Origin of the sequence: Streptomyces zaomyceticus (assembly GCF_014656215.1) — a bacterium.
Taxonomy (GTDB): domain Bacteria; phylum Actinomycetota; class Actinomycetes; order Streptomycetales; family Streptomycetaceae; genus Streptomyces; species Streptomyces zaomyceticus.
Genome location: NZ_BNBZ01000008.1, coordinates 142593 through 165331, shown reverse-complemented (window position 1 = coordinate 165331; position 22739 = coordinate 142593). Strand labels below are relative to the sequence as shown.

The window sequence follows — 22739 nt, the reverse complement described above, 5'->3', positions numbered from 1 at the left end:
GAACGGACCGCCGGAGCGGACGGCCGGGGCGTTGCGCCGGATCGGGCCGTACGACCACACCGCCTGCCCACACCGCACGACCACCACACCGCCGGGAGACACCCGCATGAGCACTCCGCCGTCACCGATCCGCGTGGTCATCGCCGACGACCACCTGGTCGTGCGTTCCGGATTCGCCGCCCTGCTGGACAGCCGGCCGGACTTCACCGTCGTCCGGACCGCGGCGACCGGAGCCGAGGCCGTCCGGGTCTGCGCCGAAGTGTCCCCGGACGTCGTCCTCATGGACGTCCGGATGCCGGAGATGGACGGCATCGAGGCCACGAGACGGCTCGTCGCCGCCGCCCCCACGGAATCGGCCGGTCCGCGGGTGCTCGTCATCACGACGTTCGACCTCGACGAGTACGTCTATGACGCCTTGCGCGCCGGCGCCAGCGGCTTCCTCCTCAAAGAGGTCACCGCGGAACGGCTCTTCGACGCCGTGCGGGTCGTCGCCGCCGGGGACGCGCTGCTCGCTCCCGGCATCACCCGCCGGCTGATCGGCACGTTCGCCACGATGCCCGCCAAGGCCCGCGTCGCGCCGACGCCCGGACTCGCCTCGCTCACGGCGCGGGAGACCGAGGTACTGCTGCTCGTCGCCGAAGGGCTGTCCAACCCGGAGGTCGCCGACCGCCTCCGCGTCGGCGAGGAGACGGTCAAGACGCACGTCAGCCGCATCCTGACGAAACTCGAGCTGCGCGACCGTACCCAGGCCGTCATCGCCGCGTACGAGAACGGACTCGTCGTCCCCGGTTCCCGGACCCTGGACCAGGGCCGCGGCCGGGGAACCGTCTGAAGCGTGTCGCCGAAGACAGTGGTCCGGGCGAGTTCCCTGAATGCGCGGCCACCGTTGCACGCGATCCGCCGGGAAGGCGTGAACCCATGGCTGACCGACCGGCGACCGGCGACCGTCGAGCGGAAACGGCCTCGGCGTTCGCCGTCCCCGCCACGGGGGACGGGCGCCCGGCGCGTCCCCCGTGGGAGGGCCGGGGAAGTTCGCTCCCCACCGTGACGACGCGCACCCGTCCGTCTCCCTAGCCTGCTCGCATGGAGAGAACGATCGATGGATCACGGGCGACGATCGAGGTCAGGGACGTGGGCAAGCGCTTCGGGAGCACCCGGGCGCTGGACGGGATGACGTTCGACGTCAGGCCCGGGCAGGTGACGGGTTTCGTCGGTCCGAACGGCGCGGGGAAGTCCACCACGATGCGGGTGATCCTCGGCCTTGACCGGCCGGACCGGGGGGAGGCGCTGGTCGGCGGGGTCCCGTACCGGAGCCTGCGCACCCCGCTGAAGCACATCGGGGCACTGCTCGACGCCTCGGCCCTGCAGCCGAGCCGGTCCGCCCGTCACCATCTGCTGTGGTTGGCGCACTCGCAGGGGCTCGGCGCCCGCGAGGTCGACGCGGTGATCCGGCGCGTCGGCCTGCAGGACGTGGCCCGGCGCAAGGCGGGTTCCTTCTCGCTGGGGATGCGGCAGCGCCTGGGGATCGCCGCGGCCCTGCTCGGCGACCCACCGGTCCTCATGCTCGACGAGCCGTTCAACGGCCTCGACCCCGAGGGGTTCCAGTGGATGCGCGCCTTCCTCGCCTCGTTCGTGGAGCAGGGCCGTGCCGTCCTGGTGTCGAGCCATCTGATGAGTGAACTGCAGGACTCCGCCCACCATGTGGTGGTGGTCGGACGGGGTCGGGTCGTCGCCGACACCAGTGTGCGCGAGCTGCTGGCGTCGGTGTCGCGCGGGCGGGTGAGCCTGCGGACCTCCGCGACCGCGGAGGCGATGAACGTGTTGGCCCGGGCGGGTGCCACGGTGAGTTCCACGGGAAGCGACACGATCGGCGTCGCGGGCCTGGACACGGAGGACGTGGTGGCGGTGCTCGGCGCCCACGCGGTGCCGTTCTCCGAGGTGTCGGCCCACCGCGCCTCACTGGAGGAGGCGTACATGGAACTCACCAGGGACGCCGTGCAGTACCGCGGCGTCGCGACCGAGGAGGCCGGACGATGACCACCACCCTCGACCGGGCACCCCACCGGGGCACGCGGCCGGCGCGGGGCGGCTTCGGACGGCTGCTGCACGCGGAGTGGACGAAGTTCCGGACGGTGCGCGCCTGGGTGCTGACCACGATCGGCTCGGCCCTGGTCATCTGTCTGGTCGGCCTGCTGGCCACCGCCGCCGTCCACGAGCGGGGCGGGGACGCCCCAGGCGCGCTGCCCGTGGGGCCGGGCGGCGAGGCGGTCAACGACAGCTTCACCTTCGTCCATCAGCCCCTGGCGGGCGACGGCACCCTCACGGTCTCCGTGTCCTCGCTGACCGGCGAGGGCGAGGGCGAGGGCGAGGACGGGGGAGGGGCGAGTCCGAAGGGCGGGAACGACGGGAGGAGCGCCCTCGCACCCTGGGCCAAGGCCGGAATCATCGTGAAGGACAGCCTCGAACAGGGCTCGCCGTACGCCTCCGTGATGGTCACCGGCGCTCACGGCGTGCGCATGCAGTACGACTTCACCCACGACACGGCCGGACTTCCGGGCGAGGTCTCGCCGGAGTCCCCGCGCCTGCTGCGGCTGAAGCGTTCCGGCGATGTGATCACGGGGTACCAGTCCCTGGACGGTGACCGCTGGACCGAGGTGGGCACCGCGCGCCTTCCCGGGCTGTCGCGGACGCCGCAGGTCGGCTTGTTCGTGACCTCGCCGTCGGTCGCGGAGTCGACGGGCACCGGGACCGGATTCAGCCCGGCCGTGGCCACCGGCACCTTCGACACGGTCTCCCTGGAAGGCGGTTGGAGCGGCGGCCCCTGGCTGACCGGTCAGGTGGGCCGCGACGCGGGCACCTCGGGCAGCTACACGCGCTCGACGGGCAGCCAGGCCGTCGCGTCGGGCGGCGGTTTCACGCTCACCGGGGCGGGGGACATCGCGCCGGTGGTGGGCGGCCCCGCCGCGAGCGGGGTGCGAACCGTCGAGAACTTCCTCGTCGGCGCGTTCGCCGGCCTGATCATGCTGGTCGTCGTGGCCACGAGCTGCATCACCGCCGAGTACCGGCGCGGGCTGATCGCGGTCACCCTCGCGGCCGGCCCGGGCAGGAGCCGCGTCCTGGTGGCGAAGGCACTGGTGATGGGCTCCGTCGCGTTCGCCGCCGGCCTCGCCTCGGCGGCCGTCATGGTCCCCTTCGGAGGGGCGCGCTCGGCGGCGAACGGCTTCCCCGTGCTGACGGTGCCGACGGCGACCGAGCTGCGCGTCGTGGTCGGCACGGGGCTGCTGCTCGCCACCGCGAGCGTGCTGGCGCTCGCCCTGGGAACCGTCCTGCGACGCAGCGCCGTGGCGATCACCGCGGTCGTCGTCGGCATGGTGCTGCCCTATCTCCTGGCCACCGCGGCCGTTCTGCCCGAGGGGGCCTCCGACTGGCTGCTGAAGGTGACTCCGGCCGCCGGGTTCGCCCTCCAGCAGAGCGTCGAACGGTACGACCAGGTCGTCAGCGTCTACTCACCCGCGACCGGCTACCACCCCCTGGCGCCGTGGGAGGGCTTCGCCGTCCTGTGTGCCTACACGGCCCTGGCCTTCGGCGCCGCGGTGGTCCTTCTGCGCAGGAGGGACGTATGAAGCCGAGAAGCATGAAGAACGCGGTGCGTGCCGAGTGGACGAAGCTGAGGACGGAGGCGGTCACTCTCGGTCTGATGCTCGGTGTCGTGGTGTCGACCGTGGCGGTCGGCGCGGCGGTGGCCGTGACCTCCCGGTGCGACGCCCCGGGCTGTGGAGAGGACGCGATCCGGCTCAGCCTCACCGGGGTGCTGGTCGGGCAGGTCGTCGTCGCGATCGTGGGGGTCCTCATGGTGGGCGGCGAATACGGCACGGGCATGATGCGGAGCACGCTCACGGCGCTGCCCCGCCGGCTGACCGTGCTCTGCTCGAAGGCGACCGCCCTCACCGTCGTGCTGATCGTCGCGGGCACCGTCTCCGTGCTCGGGTCCCTGCTGGCGGGAGGGCGCGTGCTGCCCGGCAGGGGCTTCACGGAGGCGCACGGTTTCGAGCCCCTGTCCCTCGCCGACGGGGCGACGCTGCGGGCCGCGGTGGGCTCCGTGCTCTATCTGGTCCTGATCGGTCTGCTGAGTCTGGGCGTCGCGCTGATCGTCCGGAACTCGGCGACCGCCGTCGGCATCGTCCTGGCCCTGCTCTTCGTCCTCCCGATCGTCGCCCAGGTGGTCGGCGACCCGGACTGGCAGCGCCACCTCCAGCAGATCGCCCCGATGACGGCCGGCCTCACGGTCCAGGCGACCGTCGGTGTCGACGAGCTGCCCCTCGGTCCCTGGCAGGGTCTGGGTGTCCTGGCGCTCTGGGCCACCGGCGCGCTGGTCGCCGGTGGCGGACTGCTGCGGTCGCGCGACGTGTGAAGGGCGGGGCGGAGGACCCGACTGGTCGACGCGGAGGGAGAGGGGAGGGAGAGGGGGAGGGGAGATCGAGGCCGCGGTGGGGCTCGGAGCAACACGAAAAGCGCTTGTCGTACGGTGTTCACCCCACCGCGCGGAACGCCCGCGCACAACCCCGCCCGGCCGTCGGAGCCTTGGACTCTTCGCGGCTCGCCTGGACAGGCCGCCGAGCGGCCGCTTAGGGTCGGGGTCCGAATCATCGACGGGCGCCGTTCGCCCGGAACACCGGGAACTGCCGAGGAGCGCGCACGTGGTCACCCTCGCCGATGTCGCCCGCCATGCCGGGGTGTCGGCCAGCACGGTCAGCTACGTGCTCAGCGGCAAACGCTCCATATCCGCCCCCACCCGCGAGCGGATCCAGCACAGCATCGACACCCTCGGCTACCGGCCGCACGCCGGCGCCCGCGCGCTCGCCAGCAGCCGCACCGACATCCTCGCCCTGATGATGCCGCTCCGCACCGGCCTCTACGTGCCGGTCATGATGGAGATCGCGATGGCCGTCACCACCACGGCCCGCTCCCACGGCTACGACGTGCTGCTGCTCACCGGCGAGGAGGGCCCCGAGGCCGTCCGCCGCGTCGAGGGCAGCGCCATCGCCGACGCGATGATCGTCATGGACGTCGGACTCGACGACCCGCGCCTCCCGTGGCTCAGGGAGGCCGAACGGCCCGCCGTCCTCATCGGACTTCCCACCGAGACCGTCGACGCCGGCACCGACGGACTCGACTGCGTCGACCTCGACTTCGAGGCCGCCGGAGCCCGCTGCGTCGAGCACCTCGCGGAACTGGGCCACACCCGGGTCGCCGTCCTCGGCGAACCCCCCGCGGTCTACGAGCGGGGCACCGGCTTCGCCGCCCGCACCCTCACCGGGCTGCGGGCCGCCGCTGACCGCCACGGCGTCGGTCTGCTCCACCGTCCTGTCGACGGCACCTACGCGGCCGTCGCCGCCGCCGTCACCCGCGTCTTCGAGGAGCGCCCCGGCACCACGGCCCTCGTCGTCCAGAACGAGGCCGCCGTCGAACCGCTGCTCGCCCTGCTGCGCCACCAGGGCCGCGCCGTGCCCGAGGACGTCTCCGTCGTCGCCATCTGCCCCGACCAGGTCGCCGTCCATGCCTCCGTACCGCTCACCGCGGTCTCCGTCCCCGCGCAGGAGATGGGCCGGCTGGCGGTCGAACGCCTCGTCGGACGGCTCGCCGGGGAGGAGCCCCGAGGCACGGAGCTCATCGCGCCCCGGCTGACCCCCCGCGCCAGTACGGGACCGGTGGCCGCCCCCGCGTCCCCCGACGTGCCGACGGAGGACCGTCGTGGTCACGGCGGACGCTGAAGCCGACGACAGCGCGACGGAGTTCCGGGCGTTCTTCGAGCGCCACTACGCCGAACTCGCCCGTCTCGCCCACCTGCTGACCGGAGAGACGGACGCCGCCGACGACCTCGCCGCCGACGCCATGCTCGCGCTGTGGCACCGCTGGGACCGGGTCCGCGCCGCCGACCACCCCGCCGCCTACGCCCGGGGTGTCGTCGCCAACCTCGTCCGCTCCCGGATCCGCGGCACCGTGCGCGAACGGCGCCGTATCGCCGCCTTCTGGGACCGGCGCCCCGACCACACGGAGGACCCGGACGTCCCCGCCGTCGTCGACGTGCGGACGGCGCTGCGCGCCCTGCCCTTCCGCAAGCGCGCCTGCGTCGTGCTCCGGCACGCCTTCGACCTCTCCGAACGGGACACCGCCCTCGCGCTCGGGGTCTCGGTCGGTACGGTCAAGAGCCAGACGGCGAAGGGCATGGCCGAACTCCAGCGGCTGCTCGGCCCCCGGGCCGCCACCGAACTCGCCGCGGGAAGGCGCTGATGGACGAGACACGGCTCCGTCGTGAGCTGCGGGACGCGGCGCTCGCGCACCGGCCCGACCACGCCCGCATCCTCGCCCGGGTGGAACGCGGCCTCGCCGCGCCCGCCCCGGCGACGCGCCCGCCCCGGCCCGCGCTTCTGCGGACCGGCCGCCGCTGGACGGCGGTCGTGGCCGTGACGGCGGCCGTCGCCGGTGTCGTCGGGCTCGGCGGTCTCGCGGCGACCACCCTGAACGACCGGCCCGCCGGTCCCGCCGCCACCCTGCCCGCGCCCGGCCCGGGGGCGCGCGCGACCGGCACCCTCGACCCCGGCAGCAACCGCTGGTGGGCGCAGAGCGATCTCGCCCTGACGACCGACGAGCCCGTCACCGGGCTCACCGTGGAACTGCGGATCGTCCGCACCCCCGGCGTCGTGAGCACCGGCCACTGGCGCACCCGCCCCGCCGAGGACTTCACGGTGACGGTGACCCCGGAGGGCCGGGCCCTGGTCTACCGATGGACCCTCAAGCCGGGCCGTACGGTGCCGCCGGGCCCCCACGTCTTCGCGGGCCAGTACAACCACGCCGAAGGGGTACGGGACGCCTCGGCGGACTCGTACACCGTGGTCCTGACGGGCGCCGACGGCGGCCGGTCGACGCTCGGCGGGAGCTTCGGGGAGACCCCCGCGAAGTGACCGCCGCGGAGGCGGCGGCACGGAGCGACCGGCGCGCGCGGAGGGCCGGCGAGGAGGGGTCCGGGCCTGAGGGCCAGGGCCTGAGGGCCAGGGCCTGAGGGGTAAGGGCCGGAGGGACCAAGGTCGGTGGGGGGCGCCTCCGGGGGCTCGGCGTCGGCCCTCACGCGCTCGTCGTGGAGCCGGGGCGGACGATCATCAGGACGACGACGACCGCCCAGAGGACGTTGAAGACCCCGGTGAGCATCGTCAGACGGGCCGCCACGGGCCGCGCCTCCTCCTCGCCGGCCGCGTCCTCGGCCAGGGCGAGCAGACGTCGCTGGCCGGGCAGCACCGCGAGGCCGAGCAGAGCCGCGGCGATCGTGGTCAGCACGAGCGACACGATCAGCCAGGCATCGGTCAGTACGCCCAGCTGGGCGCCGGTGGCGATTCCGAAGACCGGCACGGCGACCCCGGCGAGGGCGTAGCCGCAGCAGATCCGGTGCAGGAGCACGGCCGTCCCGATCCCCTCGGGGCGGCCCTCCGGCCGCTCGCCGCCGAAGGCCCGCAACGCGTGGCGAGGAAACATCGACGCGGCCACGGTGATCGACCCGACCGTGAGGATCGCCACGAGGACGTGGACGGACAACAGCAGCTTGGTCATGGGCGTGGGCCTCCGGGTCGACGCTCAATATATTGGCTGCCAATACATACACTGCCTACCGATCTTTTGGGTAGGCTGCCTACCCATGAAGGCGGATGCGGTGCGAGGGCACCTGGACGGACTGCTGCTGGCGGTGCTGGAACCCGGCCCGCTGCACGGCTACGCGATCATCGCCGCGGTGCAGCAGCGCAGTGGAGGCGTGCTCGAACTGCGCACGGGGACCATCTATCCGGCGCTGAACCGGCTGGAGCGGACAGGCCTGCTGAGCAGCAGCTGGCAGTCCTCCGGCGAACGGCGCCGGAGGTGCTACGAGCTGACCGACGCGGGCCGGCGGACCCTGGCCGGCGAACGCACGGCATGGCGGGAGTTCACCGCCGCGATCGGCTCGGTGCTGAACCCCGGCCCCGCACCGGGGCTCACCGCATGAGCGCCGACGGCCGGGAGACCGATCCCGTCGACGCGTACGTCGCCGAGCTGACGGCCGCCCTGCACGGACCGCCACGCGCCAAGGCCCGGCTGGTCGAGGAGATCCGCGGCGGACTCGCGGACACCGTCGAGGCCCGGCCCGACCGGGGCCTGTCCCTCGACCACGCGGTCCGCGAGGCGGTGCGGGAGTTCGGCACCGTGGCGGAACTGGTGCCGGGCTGCCAGCGCGAACTGACCGTCGCCCAGGCCCGGCACACCGCGAAGGCCGTCGCGCTCACCGCCCCCTTCCTGATCGCCTGCCGGTATCTGGCGGGGACCTCCGGCGACGACAGCGCCGGGCTTGTCCCCCGTACCGCCCAACTCCTGGCGGTGCACGCGGCCGGTGTCGCGATCGTCGCCACGCTGCTCGCCGCCGCGGCGCTCGCCGCCACCGGCACCCTCGCCCGTCGGCTGCCGACCGTGCACCGGCTGCCGCTCGTGGTCGCCTGGACCGGAACCACCGCCGGCATTGCCATGGCGGTCACCTCCCTCGCGCTCGCCACCGCCGCCGCCCTCGCGACGAACTGGCCCCTGCTCGCCTGCGCCGGCGTGCTCGCGGCCGTCTCCCACGCCGCGGTGGCCGGCGCCGCCCGCGCCTGCCGCCGCTGCGCGCGCCTGCCGGTGCCCGGGACACCGGGCCTCGGCTGACGCCCGCCGCGACGCTCGGCCGTGGGTCGGCGCACCTCCGTGGGTCAGGGGGCGGGGGCAGGTGTCAGGGGCAGGGCGGGCGTGGGATCCAGTCGCCGAGATATGCCTGCCGGGTCGCGGACACGGCCGCGTCGGAACCGAGTTGCGGACGGTTCTCCGGGACGGTGATCCGGGCGCCCGGGCCGGAGTTGCGGTACTCGGCGAAGCGCTGCTCCTGCCACGGAGAGGCGTCCCGCATGTTCGCGTACGGCGCGACCGCGTCGACCCCCGGACCGAGGACACTGTCCCGGACCACGAGCGACGGCCACGCCGTGGGGTCCGAGCCGGGCACCCAGGGCCGGGCCAGCTTGTAGTGGCCGTCCGGGGCCGTACCGGTGACCCGGCAGCGTGCGGCGAGGAACCCGTACGGGTTCTCCCGGGCCGTGGACGGGGCGAAGACGAAGCCGTGCGGCGCCGCCGCCAGGTCGGGCCGGAGCAGCGTACGGAAGTGGCAGTGCTCGAAGACGGCGGTGGCCCGGCCGAAGACGAAGTCGACGTCCCCCTCCACATGGCAGTGCGCGAAGTACTGGCGGGCGAAGGCCGTCAGGGACGGGGAGTCGGCGTACAGGGTGTCCTGGTGGCCGAGGAAGCGGCAGTGGAAGAAGGCGGACCGGTCACCCTGCGCCTTCAGGGCGACCGCCTGGGTGCCGGGATTTCCGGGGAGGTCGGTGCGGAGGAAGTCATTGGCGAAGGTGACGGCGTGGGCGGTGAAGCCGGCCGCCTGGACGGTGGTCGTCGCCGAGCCGGTGGTGCCGTGGGTGCCGCCCTCGGGGCGGGGCGTACCGGCGGCGTTGGCGTACACCACGACCACGTCCCGGGGGTCGCCGCTCGCGCCGATCCACGTCATGTCGGTACGGGCGGCACCGACGGCGACCGTCTCCCGGTACGTGCCGGGGGCGAGCACCAGGGTCCACCCGGCGCCGTTCGCGGCCGTGACCGCTGCCTGGACCGTGGTGTGGTCGCCGAGCCCGCCGGCGTGCACGTACAGCGTGCGTGCGGTGAGCCGCCGCGCGGGTGTGCCGAACCGTCCGAAGGGGCGGGCGCGGGAGGGAGGAGCGGCCGAGGCGGGTGCGGCCGGCAGGGTCAGCGCGGCGAGCGCGGCACCGGCGGCGCCCAGGAGCAGGGAGCGGCGTCCCGGGACGCCGCCGGTGGGTTGCGGGGGCATGGTGCGGAGTCCTCCTGAAGGGGTTGGTGGCTCAGCAGGAGCGGCCGGCGCCCGCGTGGTGGCCGACGAGGGCGGGGACGGCCCTCGGGTGGTCGACCCGGGTGCGCAGGACGGGGGTCCAGCCCGCGTCGGCCCGCAGCAGCTCCTCGGGGAACTGGGTGTTGTGGACGGCGAGCAGGTCCACCGGTCGGCCGTTCACGTAGTTGCCCACGGTGGTGACCGGAGCGTCCTTCCACTTCTTGAGGATCTTCCCGGTCGGCACGCCCCCGGCGAGCGTGAACGCGTTCTTCTCGGCGTGGAGCTGGGACTCCTGTCCGACACCGAGGCTGTAGGCGTAGGCCGAACTCCCCACCACGAAGTGGTTGTTGTACGCGTCGACCTGACCGAACCGCACCCGCGGCGCCCGCTCGACCACGTTCTCGAAGAGGTTGTGGTGAAGGGTGACCCGCAGCTTCCCCCGGTCGGTGGCGCCCGCGCTGTCGCTGTTGCCGATCATCAGGGTCTTGTCGTGGTCGGTGAAGACGTTCCACGAGACCGTGACGAGGTCCGCGCCCCGCACGACGTCCAGCTCGCCGTCGTGCTGCTGGTAGACCTCCCCGTAGTACGAGGGCAGCGAACTGTCCGGGTGGGCCCCGTCGGTGAAGGTGTTGTGGTCGATCCACACATGGGTGGAGCCGTACACGACGAGGCTGTCGTACTCCGAGTTCCACGCCCCGGTCGCGCCGTCCGTCGGGTCCCACTGCGGGAAGCAGTCGAGCGGGCTCTCCAGCGTCAGATCGCGGACCACGACGTTGTCGACGCCCTGCACCTGGAGGCTGCCGCCGGTGATCCCCGCGTGCCTGCCCACACCGACGACCGTGGTGTTCGCGGGCACCTTGACCTTGATGGCCTGGCCCTGGGCGGTCGCGGAGGCCGCCCGCAGATCCTCCTGGGGGCCGCTGACCACGTTCTCGTACCCCCAGACGGCGGGGTCGTAGTCGGCGAGGTAGCGGTCGAAGTCGTAGCCGGGGGCCTCGAAGGCGGCGCAGCCGGCCGCGGTGGCGTTCAGGGTGCCCACCACCTTGACGATCCGGGGCTCGGTGCCGGGCACGGCGAGCGCCTCCCGGAACTGCTCCCAGGTGGTGACGGTGAAGACCCGGGAGGCGTCGGCCTCGGCTCCGCCGGTGGTGCCGGTCCCCTCGGACGCCCAGCCGTCACCGGCCGGCAGGGTCGCGCGGGCGGGGTCGGTGCCGGGGCGCGGAGCGGCGTGGGCACCCGCCGCGGGGGCGGTGACGGTCAGGGCGAGGGCGGTGGCGGCCACCACTCCCAGTCGTGTGCGTCGGTTCACGGTCGGCTCTCCTCGGACGTGGGCCAGGTGATCAGGTCGGTGGGTACGGAGTCGTCCAGGCGGCGCGTCTCACGCGGTACGAGGACATGGGTGGCGAGCAGCTCCGAGACGGCCAGACGGGCCACCTCGATCGCCCCGGGCGGGTTGAAATGGGTGTTGTCCTGCTCGGTCGCGGTCCAGTTGAAGTACGTCTTGGTGGCCTCGGGACCGAGCCGCTGCCACAGGGCGAGCGACAGCGCCTCGATGTCGAGGAGCGGGACGTCCGACTCGCGGGCGGTCTCCCGCATCGCCGCCGGATAGGCGCCGTGGGTGCGCAGGGCGGTGCCGTCGACGTCGAACCTCCGCCGCTCGACGGAGGTGGCGAGCACCGGGAGGGCGCCCCGGGACCGCGCGCCCTCGACGAAGACCCGCAGGTTGTCCTGATAGGTGGTCCACGGCTCGGTGTACCGGCTCGGGTCGGCGACCTTCTGGTCGTTGTGGCCGAACTGGATCAGGAGCAGATCGCCGGGGCCGAGCTCCGCCAGGACGGCGTCGAGCCGGCCCTCGTCGAGGAAGCTCTTGGTGCTGCGCCCGTCGACCGCGTGGTTGGCGACCCGCACGCCCCGGTGCAGGAAGAACGGGAGGGCCATGCCCCAGCCGGTCTCGGGCGCGGCGTCGGCGTACTTCTGGGCGGCCGTGGAGTCGCCGGCGATGAAGAGGGTGCGCATACGGGGGTGTCCTTGGGAACGGGCCGGGGGAGCCCCGGCCAGGGCGAGCGCGAGGCCCGCCCCGGCCGTGACCACCGCGCGGCGGCCTACGCTCACGGGTTCTGCTGCTTCCACTCGGCCTGCGCCGCGTTCAGCTGCTCGGCCAGGTGGTCGAGGAACTCCTTGGCGGTGGACTTGCCGAGCAGGACCTTCTGGAAGCCGGCCTCGTTCTCGGCCTTGGAGATGGTGTTCCAGTCCGGCAGGTAGTACGGCAGCTCGACGATGGTGGCCTCGCCGCTGAAGAGGACCTCGGCGCCGAGCTTGGTCGGCTCCGCCTCCTGGAGCCACGGGTCCTTGGCGGCCTCCGTGTTGGCGGGGATGGCCCCGGCCGACTTGTTCCACTTGCTGTTGGAGGCGTGCGAGGCCGCGAACTCGATGAACTTCCAGGCGGCGGCCTTGTTCTTGCTGGAGGAGAAGAGTCCGAGACCGTCGACCGGGTTGGAGACCTGCACGCGGGTGCCGTCGTCGAGGGTCGGGTTGGGAACGCCCCGGAACTTGTCGGTGCCGAGCGCCTTCACATGGTCCTGGTAGGAGCCCAGGTTGTGGTTCAGCATGCCGATCTCGCCGCTGTCCCACTGGGCGACCATCTTGGTGAAGTCGTTGTTGACGTCGGCGGCCGGGGTGGTCCTCTTGAACAGGCCGGCGTACTTCTCCAGGGCCGCCACGTTCTTCGGGTCGTTGACGGTGGTCTTCTCGCCGTCCCAGAAGCTGGTGATGCCGCTCTGGCCGTACATGGCGTCCAGGGCCTGTGCGATCGAGCCCGCGCCGCCGCGGATCGTGTAGCCGAACCTGTTCTTGTCGGTGTCGGTCAGCTTCTCGGCCGCCGCGTAGAACTTCGACCAGGTGGTGGGTTCCTGCAGCCCCGCCGCCTTGAACAGATCGGTGCGGTAGTACAGCACACCGTTGCTGGCGGAGGTGGGGACGGTGAACAGCTTGTCCTGGCCGCCCGCCGCCGTGACGCTCCTGATCATGGCGTTGTTCAGCTTGCCCTTGAGGGAGCTGCCCTCGACGCGGGCGTCGAGGGGCTCCAGCGCTTTCTGCGCGGCGATTCCGGCGAGCATCGCCGCGCCGACTCCGCCGACGTCCGGCAGGCCACCGCCCTGGATCGCGGTGTCGTACTTCGACTGGACCTCCTTGGAGGCGATCCCGACGTACTCGACGTCGATGTCGGGGTTCGCCTTCTCGAAGTCCGCGATGATCTCCTTCCAGACGTCGGTGCGGACACCGCCGTTGTTGTCCCAGAAGGTGATCTTTCCCTTGCCCGATCCCTCGGTGCCCTTGTCGCCGCCCGCGCCGCTGCCGTCGTCACCGCAGGCGGTGGCGGTCAGGGCGAGGACACCGGACAGGGCGAGGGCGAGGGCGGCTCTGCGCCGCCCGCCGGGGAAGATGGTCATCGTCGGCTCTCTTCTCTCGGGGTGTTGCGGGGATGGGGTGGTGCGGGGACGGGGACGAGGTGTGGGGGAGCTGGGGGGAGGGGCGCCGGAGGAGCGCCCCCGGGGGGACGCCGCTCAGGCGGCGGTGACACGGAACGCGGAGAACACGGCCGTCCCGGCGTGTCCCGCGCCCTCCGGCGCCCCGGCGAACAGACCGAGCAGCGCGCCGACCCAGCGCCAGGGCGTGGCGGCGAACTCCGGTCCCAGCCGGACCGGGCCGTCAGTCGTGTCGTCGGTGGTGTACGAGAAGCGGCAGCGCGCGTCCGCAGTGACCTCGATCCGCAGGAGGACCCGGTCCCCGGAAACCGGCCGGGCGTGCGCCGCGTCCCGTTCGCGGTCGGCGGTGCCCGGGGCGAAACGGTGGACCAGCCGCGTGGTTCCGTCCGGGGCCCGCTCCAGACCGGTCCACGCGTAGGCGTCACCCAGGACGACGAGCCCCGCGCGGGCCCCCGGCGCCGTCGAGTCGAGCCGCAGCCCCACCTCGACGGCCAGCGCGCCGGCGGGCAGCCGCTGGGTGAGGACGTGCGGCACCGAGCGGAGGTCGTCCAGCCGGTCCGACCGCACACAGCCGAGCCGCAGACCGTCGTCCGTGTGCTGACTCGCCCAGCCCTCGGCGGGGTTGGCGGTCCACTGCCACTGACGGCCGAACCGCCCGCCGGGAAAGGTGTCGTCCACCGCGGGCCGCGAGGGCGGCTGCTCCGGCAGGTCCGGCTTGCGGTGGACCCGGACCGGGGCACCGTCGGCACCGAGCATGGGCCAGCCGTCCGCGCCCCAGCGCATCGGCTGGAGATGGACGAGCCGGCCGTGCGCGCCCGACTGCTGGAAGTGCAGGAACCAGTCCTCGCCGCGCTGGGTGCGCACCCAGCCGCCCTGGTGGGGGCCGTTGACGTCGGTGTCGCCCTGAGCGAGGACGATCCGCTCCTCGTACGGGCCGAGGAACGACCGTGACCGGAACGCGCCCTGCCAGCCGGTGGCCACTCCGCCGGCCGGGGCGAGGATCCAGAACCAGCCGTCGTGCCGGTAGAGCTTCGGGCCCTCCAGGGTGAACCAGCCGGGTATCCGGTCGGCGTCGACCAGGGTCCGGCCCTCGTCGAGGACCTTCGTGCCGTCCGGGCTCATCCGGTGTCCGGTCAGCCGGTTGTTGAATCCGGCGCGGGACCTGGCCCAGCCGTGCACGAGATACGCCTCGCCCGACTCCTCGTCCCACAGCGGACAGGCGTCGATCAGGCCCCGGCCCGCCTTCACCAGGTGCGGGGTCGTCCACGGGCCGCGCACGGAGGGGGCGTTGACCTGGAAGACGCCGTGGTCGGGGTCGCCCCAGAAGATCCAGAAGCGTCCGTCGTGGTGCCGGAACGAGGGCGCCCACACCCCGCGGTCGTGCCGGGGTTCGGTGAACGCGGCGGCCGGCTCGAGCCGTTCCAGGGCGTGGCCGACCAGGGTCCAGTTGACCAGATCCCCGGAGTGCAGCAGGGGCAGGCCGGGGGCGCGGCCGAAGCTGGACGCCGTGAGGTAGTAGTCCTCGCCGACCCGGACCACGTCGGGGTCGGACCAGTCGGCGGCGAGGACCGGGTTGCGGTAGGTGCCGTCACCCAGGTCACCGGTCGGCGCACCGGGGTCACCGGTCGGCGCGGCCGCACCCGCCCCGGTCGCCGCGGCCGCGGCGGGCCCGCTCACGACGCCACCGCCTTCCGGACCAGGGCCGCGGCGGAGTCCCGGTCGAGCCGGCCGTCGGCGACGACGGTCACCACGCGCCGTACGAGGGTCTCCCCGGCGCCCACCGGCAGTCGCCCTTCGTGGGCGAGCGAGGAGCCGACCCCCGGGTACTCGGCGGCCCGGACGAACCAGGGGTCCTCGCGGGTCCGCGCGGTCGCCCCCGCGAACACCAGGGTCCAGCCCTCGCCGGAGAGCGCCACCCAGTCCCCGCGGGCCCCGTGCACCGCCTCCTCGCCGTCCACCCCCGAGCCGCCCGAGCCGCCCGAGCCGGTCGTGCCTTCCGCGCCCGGGCCGTGCGCGCCCCGGAGGTCCCCGCCCGTGCCGCCGGTCCCCGCTCCGAAGACCAGCGGCGCCGTCGCCTCCTTCGGCGCGCGCCAGAAGAAGCCGCCGTACGCGGCGCCCGGCCGGCCGTTCGTCGCCGGGCTGCCGATCGACAGGTCCCGGCCGGACACGTTGGTGAGGGAGAACGTGAGGTCGAGCGCCCAGGCGGTGCCGGTCAGGGCGGTGGTCGCCACCGTCCGGTGCTCACGCAGGAGCCGTTCCCCGCCCGCCGTCCAGGACAGTTCCTCCACGAAGCCGTCCGGGTCGCACAGCTTGAACCCGTCGTGCCGCTGCACCCCGTGGTTGTCGAGCTCGACCGGACCGAGATCGCGTACGAAGGTGCGTCCGCCCCAGAAGTTGTGGCCCGCGACGTCGGGCACGGCGACACCGGCGCCCAGATGGTGCGGGTGGTCCTCGGGGACGGTCTCGGTGACCGGGCGCCCGGCCAGGGTGGTGACCGGGTGCAGATACGGCCGGGGCGAGTGGTCCGCGGCCAGGTCGGGCCGGGTGGTGTAGCGGGCGACGGAGCGGCCCGCGCAGCGCAGGACCGTCGGGGCCTCGGGGTTCATCGGGCCTCCGCCCGGGTCGACGGAGCCCAGGGGGCGCCGAGTTCGGAGAAGAGCCTCAGTCCGTCGGCACTGGCGTCCACCAGGGCGTCGATGCCGTCGACGACCCGCCGGGGCGCGTTCTCGCCGGGCTCGGTGTGCCAGTGCGAGGCCGGGATCTCCCGCGGGTCGGGAGCCGTCCGCACCGCCTCGACGACCCGCATGAACGCCCCGGTCGCCGCAGGCGGCACCCACAGCGGCTCGCCGTCCGTGACATGGGAGACGAGGTTCTCCAGCAGGTCGGTCCGGCCGTACTCGGTCTCCACCGGGCCGTGCCCGGCGCGCTGCACCAGCACCCGGTCCTGCCGGTACCAGAAGGTGATCCGGCCCTGGCTGCCGTGGACGATCACGTACGGCTCCGAGGCCTTCTCGGCGCAGAGCGTCGCCGCGACCGTGACATGGGTGCCGGCCGAGGTCACGACCCGTACCCCGGAGGTGTCGTCGGACTCGATGGCGTGGGCGCGCAGCAGCTCGGTCTCGATGTGCTCGACGTCCTCGGCGCGGGTGGAGCCGGACAGCGCGAGCGCCGTGGCGACGGCGTGGGCGAGGGGGTTGGTGAGCGCCCCGTCGACGACGTCGACCCCGCCGAGCCGCCGGTGTCCCGCCCAGGGGGCGCGCCGGAAGTAGGCCTCGTCGCGGACCCAGGCCCCGGCCGCGCCGACGCCGAGGAGTTCGCCGATCGCGCCCTCCTCGATCATCCGCCGGATCGCGGGCACCGCGTGCGAGCCCAGCGACTGGAAGCCGATCTGGCAGGCCACCCCGGCCGCCCCGACCCCGTCGGCCATCCTCCGGAACTCGGCGAACGACGGGGCGGGAGGCTTCTCCAGGAGGATGTGCGCCCCGTGCCGGGCGGCGGCGAGGGCCATGTCGGCATGGGTCTGGATGGGGGTGCTGAGCACCACGATCCGGGCGCGGGTGGAGGCGAGCAGCGCCTCGAGGTCGGCGGACTGCTCCGGCTCCCCGATGCCGTCGAGCTCGCCCGCGTCGAGCGGGCGCAGCTCGCACACCCCGGCGAGGCGGACGAGCCCCCGCTCCTCGAGGCGGCGGATGTTGAGGAGGTGGCTGCGGCCGTGGCCCCGGGCGCCGGCGAGGACGACCGGGAGCGGGGTGGTGCGTGTGGTGTTCATGTCTTCCCTGTCCGTACGTGCCGCGCTGCTGCCGGCGGTCCCGTTCATCCCTTCACCGCCCCGGCGCTGAAGCCCGTGACCAGCCACTTCTGGATGAAGGCGAAGACGATGACGACGGGCACGGCGGCGATGACGCCACCGGCGGCGAGCGCCCCGAGGTCGACGCTGTCGGCGCCCATGAGGGTGTTGAGGCCGACCGGGATCGTCTGCTTGTCCTGGCTGCTGAGGAACATCAGGGCGAAGAGGAAGTGGTTCCAGGCGTGCACGAAGGCGAAGGAGCCGACGGCGACGAGTCCGGGGCGGAGCAGCGGGAGGACGACGATCCGGAAGGCGGAGAAGCGGTTGCAGCCGTCCACCCAGGCCGCCTCCTCCAGGGAGTACGGCACGTTCCTGATGAAGCCGCTGATGAGGATCATCGACAGCGGGAGCTGGAAGACGGTCTCGGCGATGATCACACTCCCCAGGGAGTTGATCATCTTCAGTTCGGCGAAGATCTGGAACAGCGGGACGAGGAGCAGGGCGCCCGGCACGAACTGCGAGCACAGCAGGGCCAGCATGAAGCCCTTCTTGATCCTGAAGTCGAAGCGGGCCAGAGCGTAACCGCCGGCCAGGGCGACGACGGTGGTGCTGATGAGCACCGCCACCCCGATGAGCAGGCTGTTCTGGAAGAAGACGCCGAAGCTGCGCTCGTTCCACACCTTCTCGAAGTGCGCGGTCGTCATCGGCCAGGGAACCAGCGAGGTGGAGCCGGCCGGGCGCACCGCGAAGAGGAGGATCCAGTAGAAGGGGATCAGGGTGAAGAGGAGGTAGATCCCGAGGGGCAGATAGATCTGCCAGCGGGGCACCTCGTCCCAGGCCCTGCGCCTGGCACGGGCGGCGGCGGGCGGGGTCCGGTCCGGCGGCTGCGCGGCCCGGGGCGGGGTCACGTCGGCCGGGGCCGGGCTCAGGGTGGACTCGGCTGTCACTTGCCGTCGCCTCCGAACTTGCTCAGGCGCAGATAGACCATCGAGCAGAAGAGAAGGATCACGAACGCCACCGTGGTGAGGGCGGAGGCGTATCCGAAGTTGTGGGCGTCGACGCTGGTGTGGGCGATGTACAGCGGCAGGGTGGTGGTCTCGCCCGCGGGCCCGCCGCCGGTCAGGGTGTACAGGAGGTCGACGTTGTTGAACTCCCAGACCGCGCGCAGCAGCGTGGACAGGACGATCGCGTCCCGGATGTGGGGCAGGGTGATGTGGAGGAACTGCCTGATCCGGCCCGCCCCGTCGACCTCGGCCGCCTCGTACAGGTCCTTCGGCACGGACTGGAGGTCGGCGAGGATGAGGATGGCGAAGAAGGGCACCCCGCGCCAGAGGTCGGCGATGATCGCCGCGGGGAACACGGTCGACGTGTCGGAGAGCCAGGACGTGCCGTACGTGCCGAGCCCCATGTCCGCCAGATAACGGGTGATCCCGGTCTGGGAGTTGTAGAGCAGCACCCAGATCGCGGAGGTGAGCACCCCCGAGACGGCCCACGGGGAGAAGACGAGGGCCCGGCCCAGGGCGCGGCCGACGAAGGTCTGGTTCACGATGAGGGCGAGCGCGAGACCGAAGAGGAGCTGGAGCGTCACCTCGACGACGACCCACTTGAGGCTGAAGGTCAGCGTCCCCCAGAACCGCGGGTCGTCGGTGAAGATCCGGGTGAAGTTGTCCAGGCCGGCGAAGCCGTTCCGCCAGGGCTTCGTGGGGTTGTAGTGCTGGAGGCTGTAGTAGAAGACGCTGAGCACCGGGTAGGCGATGAAGCCCAGCATCAGCAGTCCGGCGGGGGCGATCAGCAGATAGGGCAGTCGGCGGGGGGTCGCTCCCGTGCGGCGGCGGCCCCGTGCCGTGACGGCTTGGGGCGGTGGGGTCACAGCTGAGGCCATGACGGCGGCTCCGTTCTCGGTGAAGCGCTTCGCGAACGTCGTTCGAGATTTCGGACAGGGTGGGGCGGGTGAAGCCGGAGATGCGCGTGAGGGCTGAGAAGCCCGGTTCGACGGGCGGGATGTCAGCCCGCGTACGGATCGGGGGTGGTGCCCGGGCGGGCCAGGAACGCGAAGTCGCAGCCGGTGTCGGCCTGGGAGATCTGCTCCATGTAGAGCGCGCCGTAACCGCGCTCGTACCGGGCCGGCGGCGGTGTCCACGCGGCCCTGCGGCGGTCCAGCTCCTCGTCCGTGACGTGCAGATGGAGGGAGCGCGCCGCGACGTCGAGGGTGATCGTATCGCCCGTACGGACGAGGGCGAGGGGCCCGCCGACATGCGACTCGGGCGCCACGTGCAGCACGCACGCCCCGTAACTCGTCCCGCTCATCCGCGCGTCGGAGATCCGCACCATGTCCCGGACCCCCTGCTCCAGCAGGTACCGGGGGATGGGCAGCATGCCGTACTCCGGCATCCCCGGCCCGCCCTTGGGACCCGCCCCGCGCAGCACCAGCACATGCTCGGGCGTGATGCCGAGCGCCGGATCGTCGATGGTCCGCTGCATCGACCGGTAGTCGTCGAAGACGACCGCGGGACCCGTGTGCCGGAGCAGCCGGGGCTCGGCCGCGATGTGCTTGATCACGGCGCCGTCGGGGCAGAGGTTGCCGCGCAGCACCGCGACCCCTCCCTCGGCGGCCAGCGGCCTCGAACGGTCCCGGATCACCTCCTCGTCGTGGACGAGGGCACCGTCGAGCTGCTCCCGCAGCGTGGCGTGGGAGACCGTCGGGCGGTCCAGGTGCAGGACGTCGGTGAGCCGTGAGAGGAAGCCCGGCATCCCGCCCGCGAAGTGGAAGTCCTCCATCAGGAACGCTCCGCCCGGCCGCAGGTTCGCGAGCACCGGGACGGTCCGCGCGATCCGGTCGAAGTCGTCGAGCGTCAGCTTCACCCCCGAGCGTCCCGCCATCGCGATCAGATGGATGACCGCGTTGGTCGAGCCGCCGAGCGCCAGCACCGCGGCGACCGCGTCCTCGTACGCCTCCGTCGTCAGGATCCGCGACAGCCGCAGGTCCTGGCGTACGAGCTCCACGATCCGCAGCCCCGAGGCCGCCGCCATCCGGTCGTGCCCCGAGTCCACCGCCGGCACCGAGGAGGCGCCCGGCACGGTCACGCCCAGGGTCTCCGCGGCGGCGGTCAGCGTCGAAGCCGTACCCATCGTCATGCAGTGACCGGGGGAGCGGGCGAGACCGCTCTCCAGCTCGGCCATCTCGCAGTCGCCGAGATTCCCCGCCCGCTTCTCGTCCCAGTACTTCCACATGTCCGTACCGGACCCGAGCGTCTCGCCCCGCCAGTGGCCCGGCAGCATCGGCCCCGCCGGAACGAACACCGTCGGCAGATCGACCGAGGCCGCGCCCATGAGCAGCGCCGGGGTCGTCTTGTCGCAGCCGCCCATCAGCACCGCCCCGTCCACCGGGTACGAGCGCAGCAGCTCCTCCGTCTCCATCGCGAGGAGGTTCCGGTAGAGCATGGGGGTGGGCTTCTGGAAGGTCTCCGAGAGCGTGGAGACCGGGAATTCGAGCGGGAAGCCGCCCGCCTGCCACACCCCCCGCTTCACGGCCTGGGCGCGGTCGCGCAGATGGACGTGGCACGGGTTGATGTCGGACCAGGTGTTGAGGATCGCGATGACCGGCTTCCCGAGGTGCTCCTCGGGAAGGTAGCCGAGCTGCCGGGTGCGGGCGCGGTGGCTGAACGAACGCAGCCCGTCCGTGCCGTACCACTGGTGGCTGCGGAGTTCCTCGGGGCGGCGGCCCCCGGACTCCCCGGGGCTCATATCGGCCACCCGGCGGCGATCGTGGCGACCTCGGCCCGCTCCGCCTCGGGGAGTTCCCGGCTCGGCGGACGGACGGCGCGGCGGCAGAGACCGAGGGAGGCGAGGGCCTCCTTGACCACGGTCACGTTGTCGGCGCTGCCGTTCGCCGCGCGGAGCTCCTCGAAGCGGCGGATCCGCTCCCAGACCTTCATCGCCGCCGGGTAGTCGCCCGCCCGCAGGGCGCCCAGCATCTCCAGGGAGACCGCGGGGGAGACATTGACCAGGCCGGAGGTGAAACCGGTGGCGCCGCTCGCAAAGTAGGCGGGGGCGTACGGCTCGGCGAGTCCCGCCACCCACACGAACCGTTCGAGGCCGGCGTCCCGGGCGAAGCCGGCGAACCGGGCCGCGTCGGGGACCGCGTACTTCACTCCGACGACGTTGGGGCAGACGGCGCCGAGTTCGGCGAGCCGGTCCCCGCCGATCAGCGGATTGCGGATGTAGGGGACGACACCGAGCTCCGGGACGGCCTCGGCGATGGCCCGGTGGTAGTCCACCCAGCCGCTCTCGGAGACGTACGGATGGACGGGCTGGTGGACCATCACCATGTGGGCGCCGGTGGCGCGGGCGTGCCGGGCGGCCTCGACCGCCGTCGGCACGTCGTGGCCGACGCCGACCAGGATCGTGGCCCGGGCGCCGGCCTCCTCGACGGTGATCTCGGTGAGGGAGCGGCGCTCCTCGGGGGTGAGGGCGTAGAACTCGCCGGTGTTGCCGTTCGGGGTGAGGGTGCGGACCCCGCCGTCGAGGAGCCGGCGCAACAACGCCCGGTGCGTGACGGTGTCCACGGAGCCGTCCTCGGCGAACGGGGTGACCGGGATGGCCACGACGTCCGCGAGGGCGGTCCGCAGGGTGTCGAATTCGATGCTCACGTGCTGCCCGCTCATTCGCTGGTCAGGGGGGACTGGGGGAAGGCGCGCTCGACGAACGAGGCGATGTGGTCGTGCACGGCCCGGCCGGACCCGTCGACGTCGCCCGCGTCGGCCAGGCGCAGGATCTCCTCGTGCTCCGCGGCCTCGCGCTCCCAGGAGGGGCTGGCGGCCCAGGCGACCGTGGAGACGAGCGCGGCCTGGTCGCGGACCTCGTCGAGCATCCGGCCGAGCAGCGGGTTGCCGCAGGGCAGATAGAGCGCGCGGTGGAAGTCCCGGTTGGCCAGGGACCGTTCGGCCGGGTCCTCGGCACCGGCGGCACGGCGCAGTGCCTCGTGCGCCGCTTCGAGCGGGGCGCGGGAGGCGACGGCGCGGCGGACCGCCTCGGGTTCGAGGAGGAGTCGTACGTCGTAGACGGCGCGGGCCATGTCCGCGTCGACCATCCGGACCGTGACGCCCTTGTACTGGCTCATCACCACGAGCCCGCTGCCCGCGAGGGTCTTCAGCGCCTCGCGGACGGGGGTCTTCGACACCCCGAAACGCGCGGCGAGTTCGGTCTCCACGAGTGCCTGCCCGGGTCTGAGTCCCCCGGTGAGGATGTCGTGCTTGATCGCTTCCAGGACGTATTGGGTGCGGGAGGGGATGGGACTGGGGGCGAAGGCCATGGCGCACTCTCAGATCTCATGTATCGCGTCTCATATATGACGTACGAAGTGCAACGGGCATGAAGCTAAGGGGGCGTTCGTGTTTCGTCAATGCTTCGCGCAAGCGCTTTCTGCGGACGGTGCGAGTCCGGAACGGCCGGAGGCGGGTGGGTCGCCCCGGGTCGCCCCGGGTCGCGCGAGTCGCGCGAGGCGCGCGGGCCGAGAGGGCCGGGTGGGCTG

At 72.9% G+C, this 22739-nt stretch carries 22 protein-coding genes; 9 read left to right on the top strand and 13 right to left on the bottom strand.

Annotated features, from left to right (window positions below; genetic code table 11):
- Positions 1 to 106: 106 nt before the first annotated feature.
- The 7 genes from IE311_RS13740 to IE311_RS13710 all read left to right on the top strand — a co-directional run bounded on the left by IE311_RS13740 (position 107) and on the right by IE311_RS13710 (position 6962).
- The gene (locus tag IE311_RS13740; protein ID WP_189831922.1) at positions 107 to 832 is read left to right on the top strand and encodes a response regulator; all 726 of its coding nucleotides are present in this window, start codon (positions 107 to 109) and stop codon (positions 830 to 832) included.
- Positions 833 to 1083: 251 nt separating this feature from the next.
- Positions 1084 to 2037, top strand: a complete 954-nt coding sequence (locus IE311_RS13735; RefSeq protein ID WP_189831921.1) for an ATP-binding cassette domain-containing protein — start codon at positions 1084 to 1086, stop codon at positions 2035 to 2037.
- Positions 2034 to 3623, top strand: coding sequence for an ABC transporter permease subunit (locus tag IE311_RS13730; RefSeq protein ID WP_189831920.1), 1590 nt, complete (start codon positions 2034 to 2036; stop codon positions 3621 to 3623). Before IE311_RS13735 ends, IE311_RS13730 begins: the two co-directional genes overlap by 4 nt.
- Positions 3620 to 4411: an ABC transporter permease gene (locus IE311_RS13725; protein ID WP_229901903.1), complete on the top strand. Its 792-nt coding sequence runs from the start codon at positions 3620 to 3622 to the stop codon at positions 4409 to 4411. Before IE311_RS13730 ends, IE311_RS13725 begins: the two co-directional genes overlap by 4 nt.
- A gap of 286 nt (positions 4412 to 4697) precedes the next feature.
- The gene (locus tag IE311_RS13720; RefSeq protein ID WP_189831919.1) at positions 4698 to 5771 is read left to right on the top strand and encodes a LacI family DNA-binding transcriptional regulator; all 1074 of its coding nucleotides are present in this window, start codon (positions 4698 to 4700) and stop codon (positions 5769 to 5771) included.
- Entirely contained in the window at positions 5752 to 6291 is a 540-nt protein-coding gene (locus IE311_RS13715; protein ID WP_189831918.1) for a SigE family RNA polymerase sigma factor, read from the top strand. The genes IE311_RS13720 and IE311_RS13715 overlap by 20 nt, the downstream gene beginning before the upstream one ends.
- A complete protein-coding gene (locus IE311_RS13710) occupies positions 6291 to 6962 on the top strand; it encodes a hypothetical protein (protein ID WP_189831917.1) in 672 nt (223 codons plus the stop codon). The genes IE311_RS13715 and IE311_RS13710 overlap by 1 nt, the downstream gene beginning before the upstream one ends.
- A 160-nt stretch (positions 6963 to 7122) precedes the next feature.
- On the opposite strand, the gene IE311_RS13705 is transcribed toward IE311_RS13710, so the two are convergent.
- Positions 7123 to 7602 carry a hypothetical protein gene (locus IE311_RS13705; protein ID WP_189831916.1) on the bottom strand — a complete coding sequence of 160 codons (480 nt, stop codon included), beginning with the start codon at positions 7600 to 7602 and terminating at the stop codon, positions 7123 to 7125.
- An 85-nt stretch (positions 7603 to 7687) separates the two neighbouring features.
- Here IE311_RS13705 and IE311_RS13700 point away from each other — a divergent pair, with 85 nt between their 5' ends.
- Together IE311_RS13700 and IE311_RS13695 are read left to right on the top strand one after the other, a co-directional pair.
- Entirely contained in the window at positions 7688 to 8029 is a 342-nt protein-coding gene (locus IE311_RS13700; protein WP_189831915.1) for a PadR family transcriptional regulator, read from the top strand.
- Positions 8026 to 8715, top strand: a complete 690-nt coding sequence (locus tag IE311_RS13695) for a permease prefix domain 1-containing protein (protein WP_189831914.1) — start codon at positions 8026 to 8028, stop codon at positions 8713 to 8715. Before IE311_RS13700 ends, IE311_RS13695 begins: the two co-directional genes overlap by 4 nt.
- A 64-nt stretch (positions 8716 to 8779) precedes the next feature.
- Here the strand turns inward: IE311_RS13695 and IE311_RS13690 are convergent, their stop codons facing one another.
- From IE311_RS13690 to IE311_RS13635, 12 genes are all read right to left on the bottom strand, one after another.
- Entirely contained in the window at positions 8780 to 9919 is a 1140-nt protein-coding gene (locus tag IE311_RS13690; RefSeq protein ID WP_189831913.1) for a pectinesterase family protein, read from the bottom strand.
- 31 nt (positions 9920 to 9950) lie between these two features.
- Entirely contained in the window at positions 9951 to 11246 is a 1296-nt protein-coding gene (locus tag IE311_RS13685; protein ID WP_189831912.1) for a pectate lyase family protein, read from the bottom strand.
- The gene (locus IE311_RS13680) at positions 11243 to 12049 is read right to left on the bottom strand and encodes a rhamnogalacturonan acetylesterase (protein WP_189831911.1); all 807 of its coding nucleotides are present in this window, start codon (positions 12047 to 12049) and stop codon (positions 11243 to 11245) included. Before IE311_RS13680 ends, IE311_RS13685 begins: the two co-directional genes overlap by 4 nt.
- Entirely contained in the window at positions 12046 to 13386 is a 1341-nt protein-coding gene (locus tag IE311_RS13675) for an ABC transporter substrate-binding protein (protein ID WP_189831910.1), read from the bottom strand. Before IE311_RS13675 ends, IE311_RS13680 begins: the two co-directional genes overlap by 4 nt.
- A gap of 114 nt (positions 13387 to 13500) precedes the next feature.
- Positions 13501 to 15099, bottom strand: a complete 1599-nt coding sequence (locus IE311_RS13670; protein WP_373313846.1) for a glycoside hydrolase family 43 protein — start codon at positions 15097 to 15099, stop codon at positions 13501 to 13503.
- Positions 15096 to 16028 (bottom strand): DUF6807 domain-containing protein, encoded by a 933-nt coding sequence (locus IE311_RS13665; protein WP_189831909.1) that lies wholly within the window; start codon positions 16026 to 16028, stop codon positions 15096 to 15098. Before IE311_RS13665 ends, IE311_RS13670 begins: the two co-directional genes overlap by 4 nt.
- A complete protein-coding gene (locus tag IE311_RS13660) occupies positions 16025 to 17191 on the bottom strand; it encodes a Gfo/Idh/MocA family protein (protein WP_189831908.1) in 1167 nt (388 codons plus the stop codon). The genes IE311_RS13665 and IE311_RS13660 overlap by 4 nt, the downstream gene beginning before the upstream one ends.
- Positions 17192 to 17235: 44 nt before the next feature.
- Positions 17236 to 18117, bottom strand: coding sequence for a carbohydrate ABC transporter permease (locus IE311_RS13655; RefSeq protein ID WP_189832012.1), 882 nt, complete (start codon positions 18115 to 18117; stop codon positions 17236 to 17238).
- A gap of 35 nt (positions 18118 to 18152) precedes the next feature.
- On the bottom strand, positions 18153 to 19091 hold the full coding sequence (locus tag IE311_RS13650; RefSeq protein WP_189831907.1) for a carbohydrate ABC transporter permease: 939 nt from the start codon (positions 19089 to 19091) through the stop codon (positions 18153 to 18155).
- A 122-nt stretch (positions 19092 to 19213) separates the two neighbouring features.
- Positions 19214 to 20953 (bottom strand): L-arabinonate dehydratase, encoded by a 1740-nt coding sequence (araD, locus tag IE311_RS13645; protein WP_189831906.1) that lies wholly within the window; start codon positions 20951 to 20953, stop codon positions 19214 to 19216.
- Positions 20950 to 21873 (bottom strand): dihydrodipicolinate synthase family protein, encoded by a 924-nt coding sequence (locus IE311_RS13640; protein WP_189831905.1) that lies wholly within the window; start codon positions 21871 to 21873, stop codon positions 20950 to 20952. Before IE311_RS13640 ends, araD begins: the two co-directional genes overlap by 4 nt.
- A complete protein-coding gene (locus tag IE311_RS13635) occupies positions 21870 to 22520 on the bottom strand; it encodes a GntR family transcriptional regulator (protein WP_189831904.1) in 651 nt (216 codons plus the stop codon). Before IE311_RS13635 ends, IE311_RS13640 begins: the two co-directional genes overlap by 4 nt.
- Positions 22521 to 22739 lie beyond the last annotated feature (219 nt).

Coding starts and splice junctions, on each gene's coding strand:
- IE311_RS13710 (WP_189831917.1), top strand. CDS start 6,291: ATGGACGAGACACGGCTCCGTCGTGAGCTGCGGGACGCGGCGCTCGCG.
- IE311_RS13650 (WP_189831907.1), bottom strand. CDS start 19,091: ATGGCCTCAGCTGTGACCCCACCGCCCCAAGCCGTCACGGCACGGGGC.
- IE311_RS13705 (WP_189831916.1), bottom strand. CDS start 7,602: ATGACCAAGCTGCTGTTGTCCGTCCACGTCCTCGTGGCGATCCTCACG.
- IE311_RS13725 (WP_229901903.1), top strand. CDS start 3,620: ATGAAGCCGAGAAGCATGAAGAACGCGGTGCGTGCCGAGTGGACGAAG.
- IE311_RS13665 (WP_189831909.1), bottom strand. CDS start 16,028: ATGAACCCCGAGGCCCCGACGGTCCTGCGCTGCGCGGGCCGCTCCGTC.
- IE311_RS13635 (WP_189831904.1), bottom strand. CDS start 22,520: ATGGCCTTCGCCCCCAGTCCCATCCCCTCCCGCACCCAATACGTCCTG.
- IE311_RS13640 (WP_189831905.1), bottom strand. CDS start 21,873: ATGAGCGGGCAGCACGTGAGCATCGAATTCGACACCCTGCGGACCGCC.
- IE311_RS13695 (WP_189831914.1), top strand. CDS start 8,026: ATGAGCGCCGACGGCCGGGAGACCGATCCCGTCGACGCGTACGTCGCC.
- IE311_RS13740 (WP_189831922.1), top strand. CDS start 107: ATGAGCACTCCGCCGTCACCGATCCGCGTGGTCATCGCCGACGACCAC.
- IE311_RS13735 (WP_189831921.1), top strand. CDS start 1,084: ATGGAGAGAACGATCGATGGATCACGGGCGACGATCGAGGTCAGGGAC.
- IE311_RS13660 (WP_189831908.1), bottom strand. CDS start 17,191: ATGAACACCACACGCACCACCCCGCTCCCGGTCGTCCTCGCCGGCGCC.
- araD (WP_189831906.1), bottom strand. CDS start 20,953: ATGAGCCCCGGGGAGTCCGGGGGCCGCCGCCCCGAGGAACTCCGCAGC.
- IE311_RS13730 (WP_189831920.1), top strand. CDS start 2,034: ATGACCACCACCCTCGACCGGGCACCCCACCGGGGCACGCGGCCGGCG.
- IE311_RS13675 (WP_189831910.1), bottom strand. CDS start 13,386: ATGACCATCTTCCCCGGCGGGCGGCGCAGAGCCGCCCTCGCCCTCGCC.
- IE311_RS13700 (WP_189831915.1), top strand. CDS start 7,688: ATGAAGGCGGATGCGGTGCGAGGGCACCTGGACGGACTGCTGCTGGCG.
- IE311_RS13690 (WP_189831913.1), bottom strand. CDS start 9,919: ATGCCCCCGCAACCCACCGGCGGCGTCCCGGGACGCCGCTCCCTGCTC.